Genomic DNA, 23,401 nt, shown 5'->3' on the forward strand with positions numbered 1-23,401 from the left:
GTGACCCCTTGGGTTTGTCTAATTTCCCCAACCCGCTGTAACGCAGTTAACGCGTACCATTTCCTTTAATGGAGGGTAGTACCATGGCTGTTATCAATGGGACTGAACAAGGCGACTTCATATTTGGCAACCCTGAGGATGATCAGATCTTCGGCCTTGGCGGCGACGATTTTATCCTGGGTGAGGGAGGCAACGACACGATAGAAGGGGGTGACGGCAACGATGAACTCGTCGGTGGTGACGGCGATGACCTCCTTCGCGGTGGCGCCGGACTCGACAGCCTCACGGGCAGTGTCGGTGCCGATACCCTGACCGGGGGCGCGGATAATGACGCTTTCAACTGGTTCGTCGGCAGTGGCGTGGAATCCTCTTCCCTGGCCCGCGACACGGTGACCGACTTCCAGGGGGCCGGCGTTGCCGGTGGTGACAACCTGCTTCTCTCCGCGAGCAACCGCCTGGTATTCGAGGGGGCTCGCCCCACGGTGCCAACACTGGGCGCTTCGCTCGGTTTCGGCGGCAACGGCTTTACCGAGGTGTTCTATGCCGTAGGTGCCGCCAGCACGCTGCTGTTCGCGGACTCCAACGACAATGGCGTGCTCGACGCCAGTGACTTCTGCGTAGAGTTGACGGGACAGCACAACCTCACAAGAGCCGATTTCGGCACCACGCTCTTCGTCGTGCGTGGCACCGAGGGCGGTGACGTGATCAACGGCACCCCGGACGCCGATACGATCTTCGCGCTCGGTGGCAATGACGTGGTCAACGCCGGCAACGGCAATGACATCGTCGACGGCGGCGCCGGCAACGACATCCTCAACGGTGGCACGGGAATCGACCGGCTTACCGGGGGGCTCGGCAATGACACCCTCAACGGCGGCGATGACCGCGACCTCATCACCGGGGGCGACGGCAACGACATCATTGACGGTGGCGCCGGCAATGACACGACGCTTTCCGGCGGCAACGGCACTGATATCGTCAATGGCGGTGCCGGCAACGATACCCTCGACGGCGATGCCGGTAACGACCAGTTGTTCGGTGGTGTCGGTAACGACGACTTCTTTGGCGGAGAGGGTAACGACCAGATCTTCGGCGAGGACGGCAACGACGAACTGTTCGGCGATGCCGGCAACGACCAGTTGTTCGGTGGCAATGGTGACGACGCGCTCGAAGGCGACGCCGGGGCAGACCAGTTGAACGGCGGTGCCGGCAATGACGAGTTCGAGTTCTTCCTTGCCTCGTTCAACCCGAGCTCGACCTTCGCGACCTTCGATACGATCCAGGACTTCCAGGGCGCAGGTGTGGCCGGGGGCGATACGCTCGAGCTGAACGATGAGTTCGTGTTTCGTGGCCAGGTCACGCTCAATCCACAGCTTGGCGCGGCACTGGTCGGCGGCGGCAACGGCATCACCGACCTGTTCTACACGGTCCGCCAGGGCAACACCTGGCTGATAGCGGACGACGATGACAACGGCCGGCTCGACAGCACCGACTTCACGGCGAACTTCCTTGGCGTCAACAACTTCACGGTGGACGACTTCGGTAACAATACCGAGTTCGTCACGGCGGGCACCGATGGCAACGACATCATCGTCGGCACCGATGGTGACGACAAGATCTTCGGCCTCGGTGGCAACGACCAGTTGTTCGGCCAGGCAGGAGAGGACCTGCTCGATGGCGGTACGGGTGACGACGTGCTGCTCAGCGGCACAGGCCTGGATAATCTGTTCGGCGGCGAGGGTAACGACACACTCACCATCGAGGATTTCGGCAGTGCCTTCGGCGGAGCCGGCAACGACCTGGTGATCGGCAGCAGTGCCGAGTTCGCCTTCCAGACGACCCTTGAGGGCAATGATGGCAACGACATACTGCAATCGGGCAGCGCAGGCGCCTTCATGATTGGTGGCACCGGGGAAGACCGGCTGGTGGGCAGCGCGGCGGGTGATTTCATGGTTGGCAGCGTCCAGTTCGAACCCGGCCTCGATGCGGACAGGTTCCAGTTCGGTGCCCTCTGGGGAACGGACACCATCGCCGACTTCGAGGACGGCACTGACCTGATCGACCTGAGCGCCAGCGGTCTGACCTTCGCCAAACTCACCGTTGCAGAACAGTCCGGCGAGGCCGTCATCAGCGTCACGGGCCAGCCGGAGGTGGGAACCATCACCTTGAGCGGCGTGCCACAGGCCGCCATCACCGAGTCGGACTTCGCCTTTACCTGAGTGATCGCCGCATGCTCACGCCTGGGGGAGGGCGTGGGCATGCCTCAGGCCGGGCGTCGGGCCCCTTCAAGCGCGAGGGAGACATCATCACGGTCAAGCGCATGGACAACATCGGCATCGTTGTAGAAGACATCGACGCTGCCATTGAGTTTTTCACCGAACTGGGCCTTGAGCTCGGGCAGCACGCTTGTCGATGAGCACCTGCGACAGTTGCTGAGCGTCACCACCAGGACCGGTTGCAAGCACGAGATAACTTGGGTGCTTTGCAAATCGCTGATCTTAACGATGGAAACTCAGTATTAACCTGGTTGGCTTGTCGGTTTTATTATTGATGTTCCAATAGTTAAACAGTCGGTTTTTGCATTTGACGGGATCCGATACTGCATAAAAATCTAGCAGATATCGCATATTGACAGGTAGTCAAGCCAAAACTACCATCCGGCGTCATGAGCTTTAAGGCAGCTAATAACGGGTATCTTGCATTTGCTCCGACACCCGGGTGTAAATATATATTCATCTGCTGTTGTGCCTGCAGTATTGCTGAATGCCGAGCCTGTCAGATTCAAACTCAATGTGCGTCAAGGCGAGCCAAAGTGAAAAAGTCACTCATCCTGTTGACCCTGCTTGCACCCCTTATCGCCATTGCTGGCGAACCTGATCACCTGGCCATTTGCGACGAGCTCAAGCCAGATATCACTCGTAGTTACGGCGTGCACAACTTGATGCTGGTGGATAACGGTAGTTCATACGCGCCAAGTGAAGGGGTTGTGCTCTGTGTGTATGACGGCATTATCCAGAAGTTCTACGCTGATAGTTCTGTCAGGGTTATGGCAACACTGAACATCGCCAATAATAAATACAACGTCCTGTTCTAATAGTGGGTTGTAATTCGTGAACTAGTGGTTCTGATGCATCTTCTGCTGGTTATTGAAACCATGCTCTTTCATCAGGCGCTCCAACCCGGCTTGTTGAATATTACGCTCTGCCCCTTAACCTGGTGAGTCCAACAGCTTTCGCATAAACCCTGGCGCGCGCGGCCAATGAGTTTTTTTATCAGGTAAAGGAGCGCAGAATGAGCAGCCCGGCGTTCGAATGAAGTGCCGCAGGCGGGGCGGGCGTGTAGTCATCTCGAGCAGCAGGGGGTAGGGACTCTCTCGGCGATGATGAGCGCTTGCTGACGACGGCAAGGGCTGGAGACGCGCTTTGAAACCATTCCCGCTCAGACCAGGCGCCTCAACTCTGGACATGTTTCTTCAAGCGTGTCTGCCACGTCGTGACGCTGTTCCGCCAACCTTGACGGAGAAAGCGGTCATCCCGGGCATTCCCAATGCTCGCTACAGGCTGGACCACGACCTGACGCCTTTCATTGAGGATGCGGTTCAGTCCAACAAGCGTGAGAGCGAGGTGCTCGCCAAGGCCGGGAAGCCGAACCATATCCTTCCGCTGGCCAATATGCTGGCGGTTTCCGGTGGCGGCGATGCGGGCGCTTTCGCAGCGGGATTGATTGCGGGATGGACGACGCATGGGACTCGCCCCCAGTTCAAGGTCGTCACAGGCATTAGCGCGGGTGCCTTGGTCGCCCCGTTCGCTTACCTGGGGTCCGATTACGACGGCGTGATTCGGTATGTCTCCAACGCAATCGGTCCCAAGGACATTTTTCATTCGCGAAACGTATTAACCCGTTTTGCCAGCGACGGTATAGCGGACAGCAAGCCACTGTCGCGGCTCATCGCAAAATACATCACGGCACAGACTCTTGAGGCAATTGCGACGGAGTACGCCAAAGGACGAATCCTGCTGATCGGCACAACAGACCTTGATTCCGGCCGGCCAGTCACCTGGAACATGGGCGCGATTGCTGCAAGCCAGGCACCGGGAGCGCTCGACCTCTTTCGCAACATCATGCTCGCGTCAATGAGCATTCCCGGTGCAGTCTCACCCGTCATGATTGATGTGGACGTGGACGGCAAACAGTTCCAGGAAATGCACGTGGACGGAGGGGTTATCACCCAAGTGTTTCTTTACCCACCCAGCACTGTGATGGCGCTGAGCAAAGCCACCGGAGCACCGTTGCGATTCGACCGCCATTTCTATGTCATTCGTAACGGGACACTGGAGCCACAGTGGTCCGGGACCAAGCGCCGCACATTGAGCATCGGCGGTCGAGCCATCAGTGCCTTGATTCAAACCCAGGGGATCAGCGACCTGGAGCGCATCTACCGTATGGCGCAACAGGATGGGGCGGATTTCAATCTTGCGTACATTGGCTCCGACTTTAACTTTGCGCACGATCGGAAATTCGATGGCGAGTACATGAAGCGTTTATTCGATTACGCCTTTCAACTCAGCGCGAAGGGCTATCCGTGGCATAAATTGCCGTACCTGGAAAACGCTAAACGATGAAACAAGCGCGTCATCGAACATTCAGATTTTTTCCGGGGAAACCACCCACACGCTGCAGGGCAACTTGTAAAGCAGATGTTCCACCGTACTGCCAACCAGCCGCTCCATGCCGCGATGACCAATGCGTCCCATGACAATCACATCGATGTCATAAGTCTGCGCGTAGCTGGACAGCACCTTGACCGGATTGCCCATGATCATGTGCTGGTGCTCCGGCGGGATACCGTTACGCTCAGAAAGTTCGCGAAACGCATCAGCCTGCGCCTCGAACAGCGACTTGGCTTTTCCCGAGGAGAAAAACGCCGATCCATTGCTGAAACCGAATTCGTCCGCACTGATGCTGGAAAGGTCATGGGCGTAGATCACGTCCAGTTCTGCATTACAGGTGCTCGCCAGTTTGGAGGCCTCGCGCAGAATACTGTCGTTGAAGCTTTCGTATTGCTCATCAGAATGAAAAGGGTCAACGGCGGCGACGATCTTGCGCGGTAAAGTGTTGTGCGAATGACTGACAAAATGCAGGGGCACCGGGCATTCACGTAGCAGGTGGATATCCAATGGCGTAAACATCAGGCGTGACAGCAGCGATTCGTGTTCCAGCGCCTTGATCAATACGGCCATTGGCTGTTCTTTGAGATGAATGAGGATTTCCTGCAAGGGCCTTTCGACCCAGACAACTTCCGTGGTGACGTGCACACCGATCTTGCGCAGGGGGCGGGCCTGGTCTTCGAGCCACTGACGATGGCGCTCGACATAGCCCAGCCGCATCTGTTCCAGCGCCTGTTCGTTGACCATTCCGGCAGTCGCCAGCCCTTCAAGATAGTCGAACGCCACGATGTGCAGGGCAGCACCTGAGGCCTTGGCCAAGGCAGCGGCCCGGTCGAAGGCGGGGCTGTTTTCCATCAACGGCGAAACGACCAGCATGAAGCGTAATTGATCAGACATGACAGATCTCCGGTAGGCAATCGCGCAATCGCTTGCCCCAATGCTGCGGCATTATTGGGCAGTGAAACCTTGCCCTTAGCCTGCCACTGTTCAGGGCGTCGGGTTTGATCTTTGTCAAATGGAAGGGAATGGAGGGTGTTGCCCGACGTGCGGTTGTCCGGGCTTCGTCCAGTGACGAAATTATTGACCATTATCAATCTTTCGCCTGGCTCCCCGGCGCAATCTTTGGGCTCATGCCGAACTTCGGCATACGTACGGTGGAGGAGGGAGCATCACGGCAACCAGGAGAGCGGCTGTTTTCGTCGAAAGGAACCGGACCGTGCATTCTCGAAGCAGTGCGGAGGACTCTATGATCATTGATATCAAGGAGAAACCGGCAAGCCATTGCTGGGTCGTGTGCATGGATGCCTTGAAAGTGAACTTCAACACTCTGGGAGAAGCACAGGCATTTGTTGGCCTGCTCACGGCACGTATCGAGGCGCCCCATGTCTGGCCAAGTGGCGCTAGCCTGGCAAATGACACAAGACGCATGCCTGACCGTCAAACGGCTTACCCCAATGGCTAACGCGTTTGCGCCGACCCAGTGGAGTAACGATGCGGGCCATTTCAGGGCGCAGCCGCAGCGCTGGGGGTGGGGCTGCCCTGAAGGATATCGCGCGCGCAACTGATAAAAATCAAGTGGTCGGAACAAGGAGTAATCAATCTGTGGTTCTACTCCTGGATTGAAATGGCCGTGTGCCGAGGTGCCCCATGTCGCAATCTCAGCGTTTACTCTTGATCGCTCCTGCCGCCATGACTCGAACACCGGCATTCGACCGGGCTGCTGCGCTTGCGCTCGCGATGCAACTGCCCTTGCACATCGTGGCGTTCGACTATTCCCAGGCCCTGGCGGTGGCCGGGTTGTTCGCCCCGGAACAATTCAGTCGGGCTCGGGACGGCTACCTGCAAACCCATCGCCAATGGCTCGTGGATCAGGCCGGATTGATGAGCAAGCAGGGTGTCGAGGTCACCAGCGAAGTGGTGTGGGTACAGCATCCTTATGAGGAGATTCTGAACTTCATCAATGAGATGCCGCTGACGCTGATCATCAAGGACGCCCAGGAAGAATCGACGTTCAAACGAGTATTTTTTACTCCGATGGATTGGCAGCTGCTGCGCGATTGTCCTGTGCCGGTGCATCTGGTGACTACTGCGATGAATGCCCGACCCCGCAACGTGCTGGCCATCATTGATGTGTTGCGCGATGAAGATCAGGACCGCGTGTTCAACGACCAGGTTATCGACGCCGCGGCGAAACTGGCCTCAGTCTGTGATGCCAGTCTTGAGTTGCTGCATGTGTATGACTGGACGGCTGTATACGTACAGGACATGGGCATTGGCGCATTGCCGCTGGCCAGCGGGATCCATGAAATGTTGGGAGCGGCTCAGCATGAGGCATTTGCGGCCATCGCTGAACGCCACGGCGTGTCACCGGAGCATCGTCACTTCAGGTTGGGGGCACCCGTACCGAGTATTTGTGAGTTTGTCTTCAAGCACCGCTGCGATGTCATTGTCATGGGCACGGTACAGCACAAGGGCCTGAGCAAATTACTCGGAACCACCGCCGAGCAACTCCTGCATCGGGCACCGTGCAGTGTGCTGGCGATCAAGCCGGGAAGAATGCTGCAATCCTGAGGGCTTGATCGCCCCGCGACGAGCCGGTGGCCGGAACATCGCGCAGCGATTGTCTAAAGGTAAAGACGATGGATCACCTGACGGCTGTCGTCGGGATCATTGTGCGTCTCGAATCCGAGCGCCTTGGCCAGGTCGCGCATGGGGGCATTGCTGGAGGCGTCCACCGAATACATCTGGCGAAAGCCGTTTTTGCGGGCTGCCTTGATCAGATGGTCCATCAGTAACGTGCCCAGCCCCAGATGCATCCATTCATCGGCGACCGTAACGGCACATTCACACTCATGCTCGCGGGTGGCCGCGTAACGGCTGATGCCGATCTCGACCAGATCCCCTTTTTCATGGACCAGGGCGATATAGGCCACACGCTGTTTATTGTCCGTGTCCATCAATTGGTCGAGCATCGCAGCGCCGGGTTCGCTGATCTGCGCGAGAAAGCGCATGTGCCGGGATTCGGGAGACAGCCGTTTGATGAAAGCGTATTCACGGTCGCGATCCGCCTGCGCCAGTGGTCGGATCAAAACGTGGCGACCGTCCCTGAGCGCTTCTATCCAGTATTGGCCGTCGACCGCGGCGTAGGTGGCCGCGGCCTGATCATTGTGGTCTTTGACGGTAAGCATGGGGTGTTCCTCCAGTGCGGTTTGCAAGCTTGGCATGGGGTAAAAAAGTCGCGCTTTAGTACTTTTCTACACCGCTGTCGATGCTTGAATCTGATCTGGATCAGATAGCTGTGCCGGCGGCACTGGTTTGCGTGGGCTTGATGTAAATCAAACCGCGCCAGGTGATAGAGCGCAGTCTTGAAAATATGCCGGCACTGTATGGCCGGAGTCGAACGGAGGTGTGTGATGGGTCAATATCAACGTTTTCTGCTGATCGCTGACCAAACCCTGCATCAGTCTCCCGCCCAGTTGCGTGCCGTCGCATTGGCCAAGGCAGCCGGGGCCGTACTGGATGTGCGGGCCTTTGTCGAACCGGCACCGGTGGTGCATTTATGGCAAGAAAAAGTCGATGACGCAGAGCAACAGCGGTATTTGCGTCGCTACCGTCGCTGGGAGGCCGAAGAGCTCGATCGACTCAGCGACCTGGGCCTGCAGGTGACGGTCAAAGCCGTCTTCACCACCCATGCGCTGCTGGATATCTTGAAGACGGTCGAGGATCTCAAGCCCGACCTGTTGATCAAGGATGTAACCCTTGAACCTGTGCTCAAGCGAGTGTTCATCACCCCGCTTGATTGTCACTTGTTGCGTGAATGCCCGATCCCCGTGCATCTGGTCAACCACGTTCGTTACAGCTTGCCGCACCGAATCGTGGCGACAGTGGATCCGTTCGATCCATCGACACAATTGAGCGGTTTGAACGACACCATCATTCAGACCGCCAATGCCCTGGCCCTGCAATGCGATGCGCCGCTACACCTGCTTTACGCCTATGACCTGTCGCCTGCTTTTAACAGCGACGCGCCATTGGCCGGGGGCGGTTGGGGCGTGGATCTGAGCGAAGAGCTGCGTCAATCCTTGCACCAGGCGTTTGTTGCACTGGCGGATCGCTACGGGGTGCCACCGGAGCGACGGCATTTCGTCATGGGGCTGCCGGTGCCGGTGATCAGTGAGTTTGTCGAGCAATACCTGGCCGATGTCGTGGTGATGGGCACTGCGCATCGGGTGGGGCTCGATCGGTTGATCGGCAGCAATACAGAGCGGGCGCTGTACTCCGTGCCGGGCAGTCTGTTGGTGGTCAGGTCGCATGTCAGGGAATGAGCACTATCGCACCGTTGAACCGACCTGTGCGCAACAGCGCCAGCCAGCACCATGGCACGCATGAAGATTCTCCAGGCTGCAGGTGTCAGTGGAGGTTACGATGGCAGCCCACGTTCAGTTGCTTGAGCCCGTCCATGTTCAGGATCTTGACGTCGCGGCCGTTTATTTCCACCAGTCCCTGGTCTCGCAGGTGCGCGATGCCCCGACAGATGGTTTCAAGGCGCAGGCCCAGGTAGGAGCCAATTTCCTCCCGACGCATTTTCAACACAAAGCTGGTGGACGAGTAACCGCGGGTATTCAAGCGCTGCGACCAATTGAGGAGAAAAGCGGCCAGGCGTTCATCCGAGTTCATATTGCCCAGCATCATCAGCATGTCGTGATCGCGAACGATTTCCCGGCTGAGGATTTTGTTCAGGTTGTGCTGCAACGAAGGCAGTTCCCGGGCAAGTTTTTCCAGGTGAGCAAAATGGATGGGGCAGACCTCGCTATCTTCCAAAGCAACGGCATTACACGCATGCAGATCGGTGCTGATGGCATCCAGGCCAAGCATTTCGCCGGGGATCTGGAACCCTGTGACCTGCTCGCGACCATCGATCGACAGCACGCTGGTCTTGAACGAACCGATTCGCACCGCGTACAGCGAACGCAACGGGTCGCCTGCGCGGTAAAGCGTCGCGCCCTTTTTGACCTTGAATCGTTGCACGATCAGTGTGTCGAGACGTTCGATTTCCGGACCGGTCAGGCCAAGCGGCAGGCACAACTCCAGGACGCTGCAGTTGGAACATGCAGACTTGAGGTTTTGACTTTGAAACGGCCTGGCTTCAGACATGATCTAAATGCCCCCGTATGGATGGGCTTAGCATAGGTGCTACCTGCCCAAACCACCGGTTGTTCCGAACTATTGTGGATGTAACAGACAAACGGGTAGAAAACCGCTCCGTCGGCTGGCTCCCATGAGCAATCATCCAAGTGCCGGGCAACTGCAGGCACATGACGTCCTGGCTGAGCCGGCAATGGCCATTGATGGCCAAGTGCTTTCGTCTACACAGAGTACGCCTGCGTCGAATATCCACCCCACGGGAGATTTATCATGAGCCAGTATCAAAGCCTGTTACTGATCATCAACCCGGCCTTGCGCCATTCTCCAGCCATGAGTCATGCAGCGGCGCTGGCCAAGGCCAGCGGTGCAAGTTTGCATATCGCGGCGCTTATCCCTTCGTTCAAATGGTTATCGCTGCTTGAAGAGGGTGATCGAGAATCGGGTCGGGAGCGCTACCTGCAGGACCATCGCGGCTGGCTTGAGGCTCAGGCCGAAAATTTGCGTGGCAGGGGAATAGAGGTGACCACCGAGGTGGCCTGGGCTGAGGACATGAAGCAAGACATCATTGAACACGTCACGGACTTGCAGTCCGACGTGTTGATCAAGGAGGTTCAGCATGAGTCCGCACTCAAACGGGCCTTCTTCACCCCGTTGGACTGGCACTTGTTGCGTCACTGTCCGGTGCCGGTTTTTCTGGTGGGCGGGAGCAGCTTCGTTTTGCCTCGCAAGGTTGTAGCAGCGGTCGAGGTATCGGATATCGAGTCTACCGACAATGAATTGAACGACCGAATCATCAAGCAGGCTTGCAGCCTTGCGATGCAGTGCAACGCCGAGCTGCATTTGCTGTATGCCTGCGATATCTCGGCCGCTTTTCTGGCGGAAATGGGCGGCCTGACACTGGCTGACCTGACCAAAGAACTTCGCAGAGACCTGGAAAAGTCTTTCATTGAGTTGGCAGATCGGTTCGGAGTGCCCTCCGATCGTCGACATTTAATTGAGGGAAACCCGGTCACGGTGTTGAGCGAGTTTGCCAACGAACACAATGTGGATGTGATCGTGATGGGCAGAGTCCAGTCCCATGGTGTGGGCAAGCTTCTAGGCAGCACGACCGAGCATATTCTGTATCAGGTGCCATGCTGCGTTCTGGCGGTCTAGATCAGACTTCATCCAGACCGTCAGTTCGACAGTTGAATCTGATACGAGTCAGAAAGGGGATTATTTGCGCTTCCAGTACTTTTGCATTTCCAGAAACAGGAAGGATGCGGTCCATGTGATGAGCACCAGCCCGGTAAGGGCTTGTAGACCGGTCAGGTATTTGAGGTTGCCTACAGGCGAAATATCGCCGAAGCCGATTGTCGTGTACGTCGTAAAGGAAAAGTACACGCAGTCCATCAGCGAACCGTCGAAGTTACCCGTCAGGTTGCCCCATTTCCCTGAGTGCACCATCAGGTAATAGACCAGCGCAAAGCACCAGACCTCTATGGCGTGGGCCAGGAGGGCGCCGAATACTCCAACCACGATTCTGAAGCGGTTCCACACCTTGAGCCGGGGTAGCCAGTCATTCAGGCGTAACAGGCATTCGTAGTGGATCGCTACGACGATGATGACCACCAGCGTATTGATCAGCGTGACTGCCAGCATGGCAAATCTCCAGCGTTAGGGGGAGTGGTGCATCAGCGTATTTGTACGCCAGGAAGCCGGAGAATCATTGAACTGAATCAACAAGGGCTTAAGTAATCGCAAGCCAGTCGTTCCGTTAACGATAGCTGTTGATTAGTTGATAAAAGTCAGATCTCCCACGGCATAACGCCAAATAATCGAACTGCCGCTTTCCAGTCGCAACAAGTCGACAGGACTTTTTGCTGGCTGCAGTCACGAGTTCGCTCGAAGTAACAAACGCTTGACTCAAGGCTCGACAGCCAGGCGGGTTTGCACTCAGGCAGGTTTCAGGGCGAGGTATGTGATGCTCAAGCTCAAACGCATTCTATTGATAGCCCCCAGCGAAATGACCCTGACCCCGGCGTTTGAGCGTGCACATGCCTTGGCGGGTGCAACCGGTGCCTTATTGCACATTGTCGCGTTCGATTATGTCCAGGCCCTGGCGGTAGCCGGTCTGCTTGACCATGACGCGATGGCACAGGCACGAGAAGGCTATCTGCAAGTTCACCGTCATTGGCTGGAGCAGCAGGCCCGGTTTCAACGATGCGGCGGCATACAGGTGACCACCGAAGTGGTCTGGGCCAAGTCGAGCCTGACAAACCTGCTGGAGTACGTGAACGACTTTCTTCCGGACCTGGTGATCAAGGACACCCATTATGTGCCGGCACTTGACCGTGCCTTTCACCGGCCTGTGGACTGGCGACTGCTTCGCGAGTGTCCGACCCACCTGCACCTGGTGACCAGCGCCAAAAATCCCAAACCCTTGAAAATTCTCGCGGCGATCGATCTGTCCCATCTGGAGGAACTCACTCAGGGATTGAATGACCGAATACTCGACCTGGCCTCTACTCTGGCGGCCAGTTGCGGTGCGCAGTTGCACTTGCTTAACGTCAGTCGTTGGTCAGAGATAAGCGATGCGCCGATGAGTGTACCGACAGGCAGTCTTGATGGGAGTTTGAGAGACGCTATCGAGGATGCCCAACAAGAGGCTTTCGATGTGCTTGCCGAGCGCTACTGCATCAAGGATGCCCGTCGACATTTATTGACGGGCTCCCCCCACAAGGTTATCGCACTGTTCGCTCAACAGCATGCTTTCGACATGGTGGTGCTGGGCACGGCTTATCACCATGGGCCTGAGCGATTTATCGGCGATACCGCCGAGAGCGTGTTGAACCGGGCACCGTGCAGTTTGATGATCGTCAAACCATTATCGGGGGGCAGGATGTAGGAAGGCGGGAATACGGGGTGGTTTTGCCACGCTTTGAGTGTGGTCGCATGTTCGCCAAACCCCGGAAACGACAAAGCCCTGAATAATCAGGTTTTTGTCGTATAAAGATGGCGAAGGCGATGCGGATGCCATCGGCCGTGGCCTTGTTCTTGCGTACATCCTGGCTGGGATTTTCCTTGGTCGTCAGTCCCCATTCCCGCGCAATGTCGAAGAGGGGGAGCGGCTGGAGCAACTGCGTCGGTCGGGAGTGTTGGCTTTCGGAGCAGGAGGTGGGAGGCAACAACAGTCAATGCCCGCTTCGATGAGCGGGCTTTTCATCTAACAAAACAAGCAGAGGCCAGGGAGGGGAGCGGCCAAGGAAAAAGGCGCAGCCCGGACCTACAGCTGACGAGCGATCAGGTCCTTCATGACTTCATTGGCGCCGCCATAGATCTTTTGTACGCGCGAATCGACAAACATCCGGGCGATAGGGTATTCGTCCATATACCCGTAACCACCGAACAGTTGCAGCAGTTCGTCGGTAACCTTGCACTGCATATCGCTGCACCACAACTTAGCCATATAGGCGGCCTGAGGATCGAGCTTGCCGTCGAGCAAGCGCTGGGTACAGTCGTTGACGAATGTGCGGGCGATGTGGGTGATGGTGGCACACTCGGCCAGCTTGAACTTGGTGTTCTGCAGATCAAACAGCTTCTGGCCGAACATCCGGCGTTCCTTGGCGTAGTCTGTGGCCAGCTCCAGCGCACGCTCCATGACCGCCACTGCGGGCACAGCCAGCAACATGCGTTCATAGCAAAGTTGGCTCATCAGCTGGATGAACCCGTTGCCTTCGACCGGGCCGAGCAGATTGGCGACCGGTACGCGCACGCTGTCGAAAAACATTTCGCATGTGTCCGAGCCATGCAGGCCGATCTTTTTCAGCTTGTTGACGCTGTAGCCCTTGAGGTTCTCGGTCTCGATCACCACCAGTGAAATACCCTTGGCGCCATCGTCGGAAGTGCGCACGGCGATCACCACCAGATTGCCGCTGTAGCCGTTGGTGATGAAGGTCTTGGAACCATCGATCACGTACTCGTCGCCATCACGGCGGGCGCGTGTGCGCAGGGTCTTGAGGTCGGAGCCGCAATCGGGTTCGGTCATGGCGATGGCGGCGAAGAGTTCGCCGCTGGCCAGGCGGGGAATCCATTTTTGCTTCTGCTCTTCGGTGCCGTAGTCGATGATGTAGTGGGTGGCGATGGAGTGCACCGCAGTACTGGGCGGCATTCCGGCGCGAGCCAGTTCATCCAGGGCGACCAGTTGGTAGGACAGCGGCGCGCCGGCACCGCCGTATTCCTCACTGATCTCCGGCAGCAGAAAACCCATCTCGCCAAAGCCCTGCCAGATATCGCGCGGCACGTAGCCCTGTTCGCGCCAGGCATCGTTGTGCGGTGTCATCTCATTGGCGATGTAGCGACGTACCTGGTCGCGATAGGCCTCGATGTCGCTATCCATCCAGGAATGTTGGTGCAGTTGGGGCAGCATAAGCTCGGTCTCCGCAATTTTGGGCTTCGCCACCGATGGCAGCGTGCGAAATGCGAGCCTAGAACGAGGGGGCGTGCGCGCACATAGCCGCTGGCCCCAAAGCTGTTGCACTTGGCCTCAATCTGTCAGTTGCCCTTGCGAACCTGGCCCGGAGTCTGGCCGGTCCAGCGCTTGAAGGCGCGCTGGAAGCTGGCGCTGTCGGCGAAGCCAAGTTCCTCGGCCAGCACCGGTGTCGGCAGCTTGCTGGTTTTCAGTCGGTAGATCGCCCAGTCGCGGCGCAGGCTATCGCGGATGTTCTGGAAAGAGGCGCCTTCCTGAGCCAGGTGACGTTGCAATGAACTGGCCGAGCAGTGCAGGGCGGCACTGGTCTGTTCAAGGTCTGGCCAGCCGCTATGGCGCGCGCGTTCTTCACGCAGATAGACCCGCACCCGGTCGCTGACGCGTGCGGGTATGGCGGGCACCAGAAGGTCGAGCAGGGCCTTGGCCAGGTATTCATGCAGATGAGAACTGTCACGGCGTACGGGAGCCTGCAGTGCCTGGGAGTCGAACCAGATAGTCGAGAAGGCTGTGCCGAAGCGCAGTTCCGTAGGGAAGAGCTTGCGGTAGTCGCCAACCGATTCAGGTTGTGTGAATGCCACGTCGATACCAGCGGGGCGCAAGCTCCCGCCTTCCAGCCAGGCCATGACGCGCCAGATCAGTCGCAGAAACAGCACGTGGGCGAAATCGCGGGACTCGACCTGAGTGGTGAGGAAGTGCAGTTCGACCCTTACGTGCCGACCGTCGTCCAGCAGCACCGGGTCAAGGTCGTCTTGCAGGAGCCGCAGGGTGTGGGTGAATTCCCGCAGGGCGCCGAACAGAGTGTCGCCGGTCAGGGCTGAACGCATCATCAGCATGAAGCTGCCGCGGCGCAATTTTCGCGAAAACAGCGCGATGCCTTCGTCATCGAGACCCTTGATGGTCTTGCGCAGCAGCGCAACGTACTGGTCGACGGTGACGTGGTGGTCCAAGTCCTGAGGCTGCTGTGGATCGATCCCTGCGTCGCGTAGAAAACCCTCGATCTCGTAGCCGCGATCACGGGCTGCGGCGAGCAGGGAGGAGACGAAAACGGAGGCGAAGGTAACGGGGGTTGGATTCGACATTGGTGGATTCTGCAAGTCATTTGCGGCGCCATGACATTGGCGGTTTTGCGCACGGCCATCACATTAAGCCCACAAAGTCACACCGTGCCGCAACTTAAATTCAGGAAAGCCGCTATGAGTCGCAATGTCTATGTGATTGGGGTCGGCATGATCCCTTTCGTCAAGCCGGGCGCCAACGCGCCCTATCCGCAAATGGCCGCTGCCGCCTTGCGTGCCGCGATGGTCGATGCCGGCGTGGGTTACGCGCAGGTAGAGCAGGCCTACGTCGGTTACGTCTATGGTGACTCCACTGCAGGCCAGCGCGCGCTATACGAAGTCGGCATGACCGGTATCCCGGTGGTCAACGTCAACAACAACTGCTCCACCGGTTCCAGCGCGCTGTTCCTGGCCAACCAGGCAGTCAGCGGCGGTACGGCGGAATGTGCCCTGGCGCTGGGTTTTGAGCAAATGAGTCCGGGTGCGCTGGGCACGCTCTTTGGCGACCGCCCCAGCCCCTTCGAGCGCTTCGACCTGGCCACCGATGAGTTGGTCGGGCACGCCGGCATCCCGCTCGCGCTGCGCTACTTCGGTGGCGCTGGCCTGGCGCATATGCAGGAGTTCGGCACCCGCCTGGAAACCTTTGCCAAGATCCGCGCCAAAGCCAGCCGCCATGCCGCCAACAACCCGATGGCGTTGTTCCGTAACGTCGTCAGCGCCGAAGACGTGATGAACTCGCCCGCCGTCTGGCCCGGCGTGCTGACGCGCCTGATGGCTTGCCCGCCGACCTGCGGCGCCGGGGCGGCGATCCTCTGTTCGGAGGACTTCCTCAAGCGCCACGGCCTGAAGGGCGCAGTGCGCATTCGTGCGCAATCCATGACCACCGACACGTCCAGGACGTTCGATGCGAGAGACATGCGCGAAGTGGTCGGTTTCAGCATGACCCGCACGGCCGCGCAGAATGTCTACGAGGCGGCCGGTGTCGGTCCGCAAGATATCCAGGTCGTCGAGTTGCACGACTGTTTCGCACAGAACGAGCTGCTCTCCTACGAGTCGCTGGGCCTGTGCCCGATCGGCGGGGCGGAGCGCTTTGTCGAGGACGGCGATAACACTTATGGCGGCAAGTTCGTCACCAATCCTTCCGGCGGGTTGCTCTCCAAGGGCCATCCACTGGGCGCCACCGGCCTGGCCCAGTGCACCGAGCTGGTCCAGCAGTTGCGTGGCGAGGCGGGTCCACGTCAGGTAGACGGCGCGCGTCTGGCTTTGCAACACAATCTCGGGTTGGGCGGCGCCTGCGTCGTCACCCTCTACGAAAAAGCCTGAGGAGCGACGGATGATCGACAAGAAGTGGATCGGCCACGAACTGGCCGCCACCACGATGACGCTTGAGCGCGGGCGTCTTTGCGCATTCGCCCGGACCATTGGCGAAACCGATCCGTTGTACACCGATCTCGCTGCCGCCCAAGGAGCCGGCTTGTGCGACGTGCTGGTCCCGCCGACATTCCTGTTCGGTGCCGAGCTGGATGCCGGCACCGTAGACAGCATGCTGGCGGATCTGGAAATCCCGATCGCGAAGATTCTTCACGGTGAACAGAGCTTCACCTATCACAAGCCGGTGTGTGCCGGGGAAACGGTCACCGTGAAGTCGCGGATCGCTGACATTTTCGACAAGAAAAACGGCGCGCTGGAGTTCCTGGTCAAGACCTCGCAAGTCCACAACGACAAAAACGAGCTGGTCGCCGAGTTGCGCACCGTGCTCGTGGTCCGCAACTGAGGAGTCCCGACCATGAGTCATTCACTGCAACACGTGAAGGTCGGTGACGGGCTGCCACCCCTGACGCTGGCGGCGGTCGACCGCACCACGCTGGCGCGGTTCGGTTGCGCCTCGGGCGACCTCAACCCGATTCATATCGACGTGGACTTCGCCCGCAAGGCCGGCATGCCGGACGTGTTTGCCCACGGCATGTTGAGTATGGCCTGGCTGGGTCGCCTGCTGACCCAGTGGGTGCCGCAAAGCCGGCTGCGCAGCTTTGGCGTGCGCTTCCAGGGCATCACTCACCTGGGGCACGTCATCACCTGCAAGGGCCAGGTAACCGAGATCGTCGAAGTCAACGGCGAACGCTGCGCCAGGGTCGAGGTGGCCACGGTCAACCAATACGGCCAGGTCAAGATCGTCGGCGACGCGTTGATCGCCATCGCCATTGGCTAACCCCCTTTTTTCAACCTTTTGCGGAAGAGACAGATGAGCAAGAAACTCGAAGGTAAAGTTGCCCTGATTACCGGTTCCGGTCGTGGAATCGGCCGTGCCATCGCCCTGAAGCTGGCAGCCGATGGTGCCCGCGTGGTGGTCAATGACCTTGACGCCGAGCCGGCTCAGGAAGTGGTCGAGGCCATCAAAGCCATGGGCGGGGAAGCCGTCGCCTGTATCGGCAGCGTTTCAGCGCCTGACTTCGCCGAGCGCTTCGTCGGCACCGCGGTCGAGCATTACAAGGGTCTGGACATCATCGTCAACAACGCGGGCTACACTTGGGACAGCGTGATCCAGAAGATGACTGACGAGCAGTGGTACGCGATGCTCGATGTGCACCTTACCGCGCCTTTTCGCATCCTGCGCGCGGCGCAGCCGGTCATCCGCAGCCTGGTCAAGGCTGAACAGGACGCCGGCCTGCGTAACATTCGCAAAGTGGTGAACATTTCCTCCGTTGCCGGGCTGTTCGGTAATGCCGGTCAGGCCAACTACTCCACCGCCAAGGCCGGTATCACCGGCATGACCATGACGCTGGCCAAAGAGTGGGGGCGCCTGAACACCACCGTCAACTGCGTGGCCTACGGCTTTATCAAGACTCGTCTGACCGAAGCCACCGCCGACGGTAACGCCACCGCCGAGATCGAAGGTCGCGAGATCAAGGTCGGTATCAACCCTGACCTGATGACCATGCTCGAGCGCAGCATTCCGTTGGGGCGTGCCGGTACCCCGCAAGAAGCTGCCGGCTCGGTGTACATGTTCTGCATCCCCGAGTCCGACTATGTCAGTGGCCAGACGTTGATCTGTAGCGGCGGTCTGACCGGAATCTAAGCGCCACCGCTGTCCGGACAATCCGAAGCATTCAGTCAAAACAACAAGGACAAATCATGAAAGACAAGCGCGCGTGGTTGTCGCGGATAGCCCTGGTGGGCGTCTCGTTGATAGGCCTTTCGGCGACAGCCGGGGCGGCGGATAAACCCAATATTCTGGTGATCTTCGGCGACGATATCGGCCAGACCAACATCAGTGCCTATAGCCATGGCGTGGTCGGCTATAAGACACCGAACATCGATCGCATTGCCAACGAAGGCATGATGTTCACTGACTACTACGCGGAGAACAGTTGCACCGCAGGACGTTCTTCGTTCATCACCGGCCAGACGCCGTTGCGTACGGGCCTGACCAAAGTCGGAATGCCCGGGGCGCCAGTCGGCCTGCAGGCGCGCGACATTACCATTGCGCAGGCACTCAAGGCTCGGGGCTATTCGACCGGTCAGTTCGGCAAAAACCATCTGGGCGATCGCGATGAGTTCCTGCCGAGTAATCACGGTTTTGACGAGTTTTTCGGCAACTTGTACCACCTCAATGCCGAAGAAGAACCCGAGCGTGCCAATTGGCCTAAAGATGATCCGGACTTTGTCAAGGCCGCCGCACCGCGTGGGGTCATCCATTCCTATGCCGATGGCAAGATTGAAGACACCGGCGCACTGACCGCCAAGCGCATGGAGACCATCGACGACGAAACCACCGCCGCTGCTCAAGCGTTCATGGAGAGACAAGCCAAGGCAGACAAACCGTTTTTCGTGTGGATGAACACCACCCGCATGCACCTGTTTACCCATGTGCGCGACTCGATGAAAGGCCAGAGTGGCATGCCCGGCAACGAGTACGCGGACGGCATGCTCGAGCACGACGGTGACGTCGGAAAACTGCTGAAAACCCTCGACGACCTGAAAATCGCCGACAACACCATCGTCGTCTACACCACCGACAATGGTCCGAATCAGTTTTCCTGGCCGGACGCGGCAACCACACCGTTTCGCAACGAAAAAAACTCCAACTGGGAAGGCGGGTTCCGTGTGCCGGCGATGGTTCGTTGGCCGGGCAAGATCAAGGCTGGTGAAGTGTCCACTGAAATGTTCTCCGGTCTTGACTGGTTCCCGACCTTGCTGGCGGTAGCGGGTGATACCGACGTCAAGGAACGCCTGCTCAAGGGGGCGAATTTTGCGGGCAAGAACTTCAAGGTGCACCTGGACGGCTACAACCAGCTCGACTATTTGACCGGCAAGGCCAAGAGCGGTGCGCGCAAGGAGTTCTACTACTTCAACGACGACGGCGTGCTGGTCGCGTCGCGTTTCGGTGACTGGAAGGCGGTGTTCTGTGAGCAGCGCAAGCCAGGAGGATTCGAGGTCTGGAGCGAACCTTTCGTTTGTCTGCGGGCGCCGAAGATCTTCAATTTGCGTATGGACCCTTACGAAAGGGCGGACGTTGTTTCCAATCAGTACTACGACTGGATAATCAAGAACGCTTACCTGCTTGGTGTGGCCACGATGAAAGCCGCGAAGTTTCTGCAAACTTTCGTCGAGTACCCGCCCAGCCAGAAACCGGCCAGCTTCAGTATCGACCAGGTACGCAAGCGGGTGGATGCGCAGATCGAAGAGAACGCGCGGCAGCAGAAGCAGCAGTAACCCATCGATGCCACCTCCGGGTGGCATCTTTATTGGCGCGACGAAGATTTCACCCGCGTGTTGTGCCAGGCAAGGCGGCCAGCAACTGAGGTCAAGTGCAATAGCTTTGATGTCTTCGGCTATTTGAAGTCCACAGTGACGGCCATACCCTCTGCTCACGCATCGATACCTGCATGGTTGAACGCGACAGTGGGTGTTGGTGGTCTTCAGTTCAGAGGAATCAAGGCATGATCCAGGAAATGGCGGTTCAGCGAGTGGCCCGCGTGTTTAATACCCAGCGTGAGGCTTTCCGTGCTCAACCTCATTCCTCGCTGGCTGAGCGCCAGGCCAATCTGATCGCACTGCGTACCCAGCTACGGCGTTACCAGGACGCCATTGTCGCGGCGATGAGCGCCGATTTTGGCCATCGCTCCGCCGTCGACACCAAGTTCCTTGACCTGATGGGTTGCATCTTGCACATCAATCACACCCTCAAGCATCTGGGGAGCTGGATGAAGCCAAGCCGACGCCCCACAGAGCTGCTGTTCAAAGGCAATCAGTTGTGGGTGGAATATCAGGCAAAAGGCGTGGTGGGGGTCATATCGGCATGGAATTTCCCGGTTTACATCGCCATTGCGGGTTTGGTCAGTGCGCTCGCCGCAGGCAACCGGGTGATGCTCAAGATGTCCGAGTTCAACCCGCACACCAACGAGGTACTCAAGCGTCTGCTGGCAGAGGTGTTCGACGACTCGCAAGTGGCCCTGGTCGGTGGTGAGCTTGAAGATCCAGGCTTTTTCTCTTCGCTGCCATTCGACCACATCATCTTCACCGGATCCCCCGGGGTCGGGCGTCTGGTCATGCGTGCCGCCGCAGCCAACCTGACACCGGTAACACTGGAGTTGGGTGGCAAGTCGCCTGCGGTGGTACTGGCGGACTACAACCTGAGCGATGCCGCGCGACGTATCGTTCACGGCAAGGGCACCAATGGCGGGCAGATCTGCATCGCACCGGACTACGCCCTGGTTCCCCAGGACGATATCGAGCGCTTCGTCGGCGAAGTGCGCCGCCAGTTCCAAGCGCTGTACGGCGCGCAGCCGGCCGCTAACGATGACTACAGTTCGATCATCGATGATCGTCAGTTTCAGCGCCTCCAGGGTCTGCTTGAAGATGCGCGGGCCAAGGGCGCCCGGATCATTGTCTGTGGCGAGGTTGCCCCGGGGCGCAGGATGCCGTTGCACATCCTGACGGGGGTGACGCCGGAAATGCGGGTGATGCAGGAAGAAATTTTCGGTCCGCTGCTGCCGGTATTGGGTTATGACAGCCTCACCGGTGTGGTGGCTCACATCAACAGCGGTCAACGTCCCCTGGCGCTGTACATTTTTTCAACCGACACGACGAGCATCGATCGATTGCTCAAACGGACCCATTCCGGTGGCGTGACCATCAACGATTGGGGCTGGCACGCTTTCAACCACGGTGCTCCTTTCGGTGGCACGGGAAATTCCGGTATGGGCAACTATCACGCAGAAGAAGGGTTTCGCGAGCTCAGTCACGCGCGAACTGTGTTCAAGAGGCGAACCTGGTTCCCCACCCATCTCTTCCATCCACCCTTTGGCGGCCGGCTTCAGAGCCTGGCTCTGGCGTTTTACCTGGGCAAGCCGGATGCGGATGTGAAGTCTTGAGGAAGATCAATATGAGTCAGAGTGTGTTCGATTACGTGGTGGTGGGTGGCGGCTCGGGTGGTTGTCCGGTGGCGGCGCGCCTCAGTGAGGATCCTCAGGTCAGTGTTTGCCTGCTCGAAGCCGGTGGCAGTGACAAGAAAGTGTTGATTCAGGCACCACCGGGCGTAGTGGTGATGATGCGCGAAGGTTTCCATAACTGGTCCTACGAAACCGTGCCCCAGCCGGGGCTCAACGGGCGCAAGGGTTACCAGCCGCGTGGCAAGGCGTTGGGCGGGTCCAGCTCGATCAACGGCATGGTCTACGTCCGCGGCCATCGCTGGGACTATGACCATTGGGAGAGCCTCGGCAACCCCGGTTGGAGTTATGAAGAGGTTCTTCCGTTTTTCAAGAAGTCGGAACACAACGAGCGCTTTGGCGAGACCGAGTTCCATGGCGCTGGCGGCCCGCTGAATGTCGCTGAATTGAAGTCGCCGAGCCCTCTGTGCGAAGTCTTCATGAGCGCCGCCGAGGAGCAGGGCATCGCCCGTACTGACGACTACAACGGTCGCCAGCAGGACGGTTGCTTCCGCTACCAGGTGACCCAGAAGGACGGAGAACGCTGCAGTGCGGCCAAGGGCTACCTGTGGCCGATCCTTGATCGGAAAAATCTTCAGCTTTTCCTCAATGCTCCGTTCCACAGCCTGATTTTCGAGGGCAAGCGCTGCGTGGGTGTGCGTTACCACAACGGCAAGGATGTGCAGGAAGTGCGTGCCCGCCGTGAAGTGATTCTCGCCGCTGGCGCCTTTGGTACTCCACAGGCCTTGATGCTGTCGGGTATCGGGCCGGCCGAGGAGTTGACGCGGCTGGGTATCCCGGTGCTGGTGGACCTGCCAGGCGTCGGCCAGAACCTGCAGGATCACATCGACTACACGGTGCCGTACAAGGTCAGTCATCCGGAGGGTTGCCTGGGCCTCACCGTGGGTTCCAGCGTCAAGCTGGCGGCTGCCGCCGTGGAGTGGGCGAGCAAGCGCAGCGGCATGCTGACCACCAATTTCGCCGAGGCCGGCGCCTTCCTGCGCTCCGATCCGGCGCTGGACAAGCCCGACCTGCAGATGGTCTTCGTCACCGCCGTGGTCGACGACCATGGTCGTCACCTGCATTGGGGTTATGGCTACAGCTGCCATATCGAGGTACTGCGCCCGAAAAGCACAGGCATCGTGACCCTGCGCAGCCGTAATCCGCTCGACGCGCCGGTCATCGACCCACGCTTTTTCGATCGACGGGAAGACATCGAGTTGCTGATCCAGGCGGCGAAGACCCAGGCCCGGATCCTCGAGTCCACCCATTTCGCCCGTTTCGGACCGCAACTGATCTATCCCGTCGACTGGAATGACGACCGGCAGATCGAGCAGGACATCCGCCGTCGCGCGGATACCCAATATCACCCGGTAGGCAGCTGCAAGATGGGCCCTGACAGTGACCCGCTGGCCGTGGTCGATGCGCGTCTGCGGGTGCGCGGTGTCGAAGGCCTGCGGATTGCCGACGCCTCGATCATGCCGACCATTCCCGGGGGCAATACCAACGCGCCGACCATCATGATCGGTGAAAAGGCTGCCGCCATGCTCAAGGAAGACGCGCGTCACCTGTGAGCCTGTCTGTGATTCGAGCTACTTCCACGAAGCGATCAAGGCCCCGAGCCACCAAGGGGCCTAG

The 23,401-nt window shown here is 58.7% G+C and carries 22 protein-coding genes; 16 read left to right on the forward strand and 6 right to left on the reverse strand.

The genetic code is table 11. The features are described from left to right. The first annotated feature begins 83 nt into the window (after positions 1-83). The 4 genes from PPUTUW4_RS11590 to PPUTUW4_RS11605 all read left to right on the forward strand — a co-directional run bounded on the left by PPUTUW4_RS11590 (position 84) and on the right by PPUTUW4_RS11605 (position 4,622). Complete coding sequence (locus PPUTUW4_RS11590; RefSeq protein WP_015094822.1) at positions 84-2,219, forward strand: calcium-binding protein; 2,136 nt, start codon at positions 84-86, stop codon at positions 2,217-2,219. An 11-nt stretch (positions 2,220-2,230) separates the two neighbouring features. Further along, positions 2,231-2,416 (forward strand): hypothetical protein, encoded by a 186-nt coding sequence (locus PPUTUW4_RS30220; protein ID WP_041474845.1) that lies wholly within the window; start codon positions 2,231-2,233, stop codon positions 2,414-2,416. Between the two features lie 396 nt (positions 2,417-2,812). Then, on the forward strand, positions 2,813-3,094 hold the full coding sequence (locus tag PPUTUW4_RS11600; protein WP_041474846.1) for a hypothetical protein: 282 nt from the start codon (positions 2,813-2,815) through the stop codon (positions 3,092-3,094). A gap of 328 nt (positions 3,095-3,422) precedes the next feature. Next, positions 3,423-4,622, forward strand: a complete 1,200-nt coding sequence (locus PPUTUW4_RS11605) for a patatin-like phospholipase family protein (RefSeq protein WP_015094824.1) — start codon at positions 3,423-3,425, stop codon at positions 4,620-4,622. Between the two features lie 21 nt (positions 4,623-4,643). On the opposite strand, the gene PPUTUW4_RS11610 is transcribed toward PPUTUW4_RS11605, so the two are convergent. Then, positions 4,644-5,564: a universal stress protein gene (locus PPUTUW4_RS11610; protein WP_015094825.1), complete on the reverse strand. Its 921-nt coding sequence runs from the start codon at positions 5,562-5,564 to the stop codon at positions 4,644-4,646. Between the two features lie 349 nt (positions 5,565-5,913). Between PPUTUW4_RS11610 and PPUTUW4_RS11615 the strand changes: the two genes are divergently transcribed. Continuing rightward, positions 5,914-6,129 carry a hypothetical protein gene (locus tag PPUTUW4_RS11615; RefSeq protein ID WP_041474847.1) on the forward strand — a complete coding sequence of 72 codons (216 nt, stop codon included), beginning with the start codon at positions 5,914-5,916 and terminating at the stop codon, positions 6,127-6,129. A 185-nt stretch (positions 6,130-6,314) separates the two neighbouring features. Then, positions 6,315-7,238, forward strand: coding sequence for a universal stress protein (locus PPUTUW4_RS11620; RefSeq protein WP_015094827.1), 924 nt, complete (start codon positions 6,315-6,317; stop codon positions 7,236-7,238). Positions 7,239-7,291: 53 nt separating this feature from the next. Here PPUTUW4_RS11620 and PPUTUW4_RS11625 read toward each other — a convergent pair whose 3' ends face one another. Then, positions 7,292-7,855: a GNAT family N-acetyltransferase gene (locus PPUTUW4_RS11625; RefSeq protein ID WP_015094828.1), complete on the reverse strand. Its 564-nt coding sequence runs from the start codon at positions 7,853-7,855 to the stop codon at positions 7,292-7,294. Between the two features lie 225 nt (positions 7,856-8,080). Between PPUTUW4_RS11625 and PPUTUW4_RS11630 the strand changes: the two genes are divergently transcribed. Then, positions 8,081-8,992 carry a universal stress protein gene (locus PPUTUW4_RS11630; RefSeq protein ID WP_015094829.1) on the forward strand — a complete coding sequence of 304 codons (912 nt, stop codon included), beginning with the start codon at positions 8,081-8,083 and terminating at the stop codon, positions 8,990-8,992. 85 nt (positions 8,993-9,077) lie between these two features. Here the strand turns inward: PPUTUW4_RS11630 and fnr are convergent, their stop codons facing one another. Next, complete coding sequence (gene fnr, locus PPUTUW4_RS11635; protein ID WP_015094830.1) at positions 9,078-9,821, reverse strand: fumarate/nitrate reduction transcriptional regulator Fnr; 744 nt, start codon at positions 9,819-9,821, stop codon at positions 9,078-9,080. 261 nt (positions 9,822-10,082) lie between these two features. Between fnr and PPUTUW4_RS11640 the strand changes: the two genes are divergently transcribed. Beyond that, on the forward strand, positions 10,083-10,967 hold the full coding sequence (locus tag PPUTUW4_RS11640; RefSeq protein WP_015094831.1) for a universal stress protein: 885 nt from the start codon (positions 10,083-10,085) through the stop codon (positions 10,965-10,967). A gap of 60 nt (positions 10,968-11,027) precedes the next feature. Here PPUTUW4_RS11640 and PPUTUW4_RS11645 read toward each other — a convergent pair whose 3' ends face one another. Continuing rightward, positions 11,028-11,453 carry a potassium channel family protein gene (locus PPUTUW4_RS11645; RefSeq protein ID WP_015094832.1) on the reverse strand — a complete coding sequence of 142 codons (426 nt, stop codon included), beginning with the start codon at positions 11,451-11,453 and terminating at the stop codon, positions 11,028-11,030. Positions 11,454-11,775: 322 nt separating this feature from the next. Between PPUTUW4_RS11645 and PPUTUW4_RS11650 the strand changes: the two genes are divergently transcribed. After that, positions 11,776-12,699: a universal stress protein gene (locus tag PPUTUW4_RS11650; RefSeq protein WP_015094833.1), complete on the forward strand. Its 924-nt coding sequence runs from the start codon at positions 11,776-11,778 to the stop codon at positions 12,697-12,699. Between the two features lie 378 nt (positions 12,700-13,077). Here PPUTUW4_RS11650 and PPUTUW4_RS11660 read toward each other — a convergent pair whose 3' ends face one another. Beyond that, positions 13,078-14,220, reverse strand: a complete 1,143-nt coding sequence (locus PPUTUW4_RS11660) for an acyl-CoA dehydrogenase family protein (protein WP_015094834.1) — start codon at positions 14,218-14,220, stop codon at positions 13,078-13,080. A gap of 125 nt (positions 14,221-14,345) precedes the next feature. Further along, positions 14,346-15,359: an AraC family transcriptional regulator gene (locus PPUTUW4_RS11665; protein WP_007973383.1), complete on the reverse strand. Its 1,014-nt coding sequence runs from the start codon at positions 15,357-15,359 to the stop codon at positions 14,346-14,348. Between the two features lie 114 nt (positions 15,360-15,473). On the opposite strand from PPUTUW4_RS11665, the gene PPUTUW4_RS11670 reads away from it, so the two are divergent. From PPUTUW4_RS11670 to PPUTUW4_RS11700, 7 genes are all read left to right on the forward strand, one after another. Continuing rightward, positions 15,474-16,658 (forward strand): lipid-transfer protein, encoded by a 1,185-nt coding sequence (locus PPUTUW4_RS11670; protein WP_015094835.1) that lies wholly within the window; start codon positions 15,474-15,476, stop codon positions 16,656-16,658. A 10-nt stretch (positions 16,659-16,668) separates the two neighbouring features. Further along, a complete protein-coding gene (locus PPUTUW4_RS11675; RefSeq protein ID WP_007973380.1) occupies positions 16,669-17,109 on the forward strand; it encodes a MaoC family dehydratase N-terminal domain-containing protein in 441 nt (146 codons plus the stop codon). A 12-nt stretch (positions 17,110-17,121) separates the two neighbouring features. Further along, a complete protein-coding gene (locus PPUTUW4_RS11680; RefSeq protein ID WP_007973379.1) occupies positions 17,122-17,544 on the forward strand; it encodes a MaoC family dehydratase in 423 nt (140 codons plus the stop codon). A 33-nt stretch (positions 17,545-17,577) separates the two neighbouring features. After that, a complete protein-coding gene (locus PPUTUW4_RS11685) occupies positions 17,578-18,411 on the forward strand; it encodes an SDR family NAD(P)-dependent oxidoreductase (protein WP_008059174.1) in 834 nt (277 codons plus the stop codon). 56 nt (positions 18,412-18,467) lie between these two features. Further along, complete coding sequence (locus PPUTUW4_RS11690; RefSeq protein WP_015094836.1) at positions 18,468-20,048, forward strand: arylsulfatase; 1,581 nt, start codon at positions 18,468-18,470, stop codon at positions 20,046-20,048. Positions 20,049-20,275: 227 nt separating this feature from the next. Continuing rightward, complete coding sequence (locus PPUTUW4_RS11695) at positions 20,276-21,709, forward strand: coniferyl aldehyde dehydrogenase (RefSeq protein ID WP_015094837.1); 1,434 nt, start codon at positions 20,276-20,278, stop codon at positions 21,707-21,709. 11 nt (positions 21,710-21,720) lie between these two features. Beyond that, on the forward strand, positions 21,721-23,337 hold the full coding sequence (locus PPUTUW4_RS11700) for a GMC family oxidoreductase N-terminal domain-containing protein (protein ID WP_015094838.1): 1,617 nt from the start codon (positions 21,721-21,723) through the stop codon (positions 23,335-23,337). Positions 23,338-23,401: the final 64 nt, after the last annotated feature.

The organism is Pseudomonas sp. UW4, from assembly GCF_000316175.1.
GTDB lineage: Bacteria > Pseudomonadota > Gammaproteobacteria > Pseudomonadales > Pseudomonadaceae > Aquipseudomonas > Aquipseudomonas laurylsulfatiphila.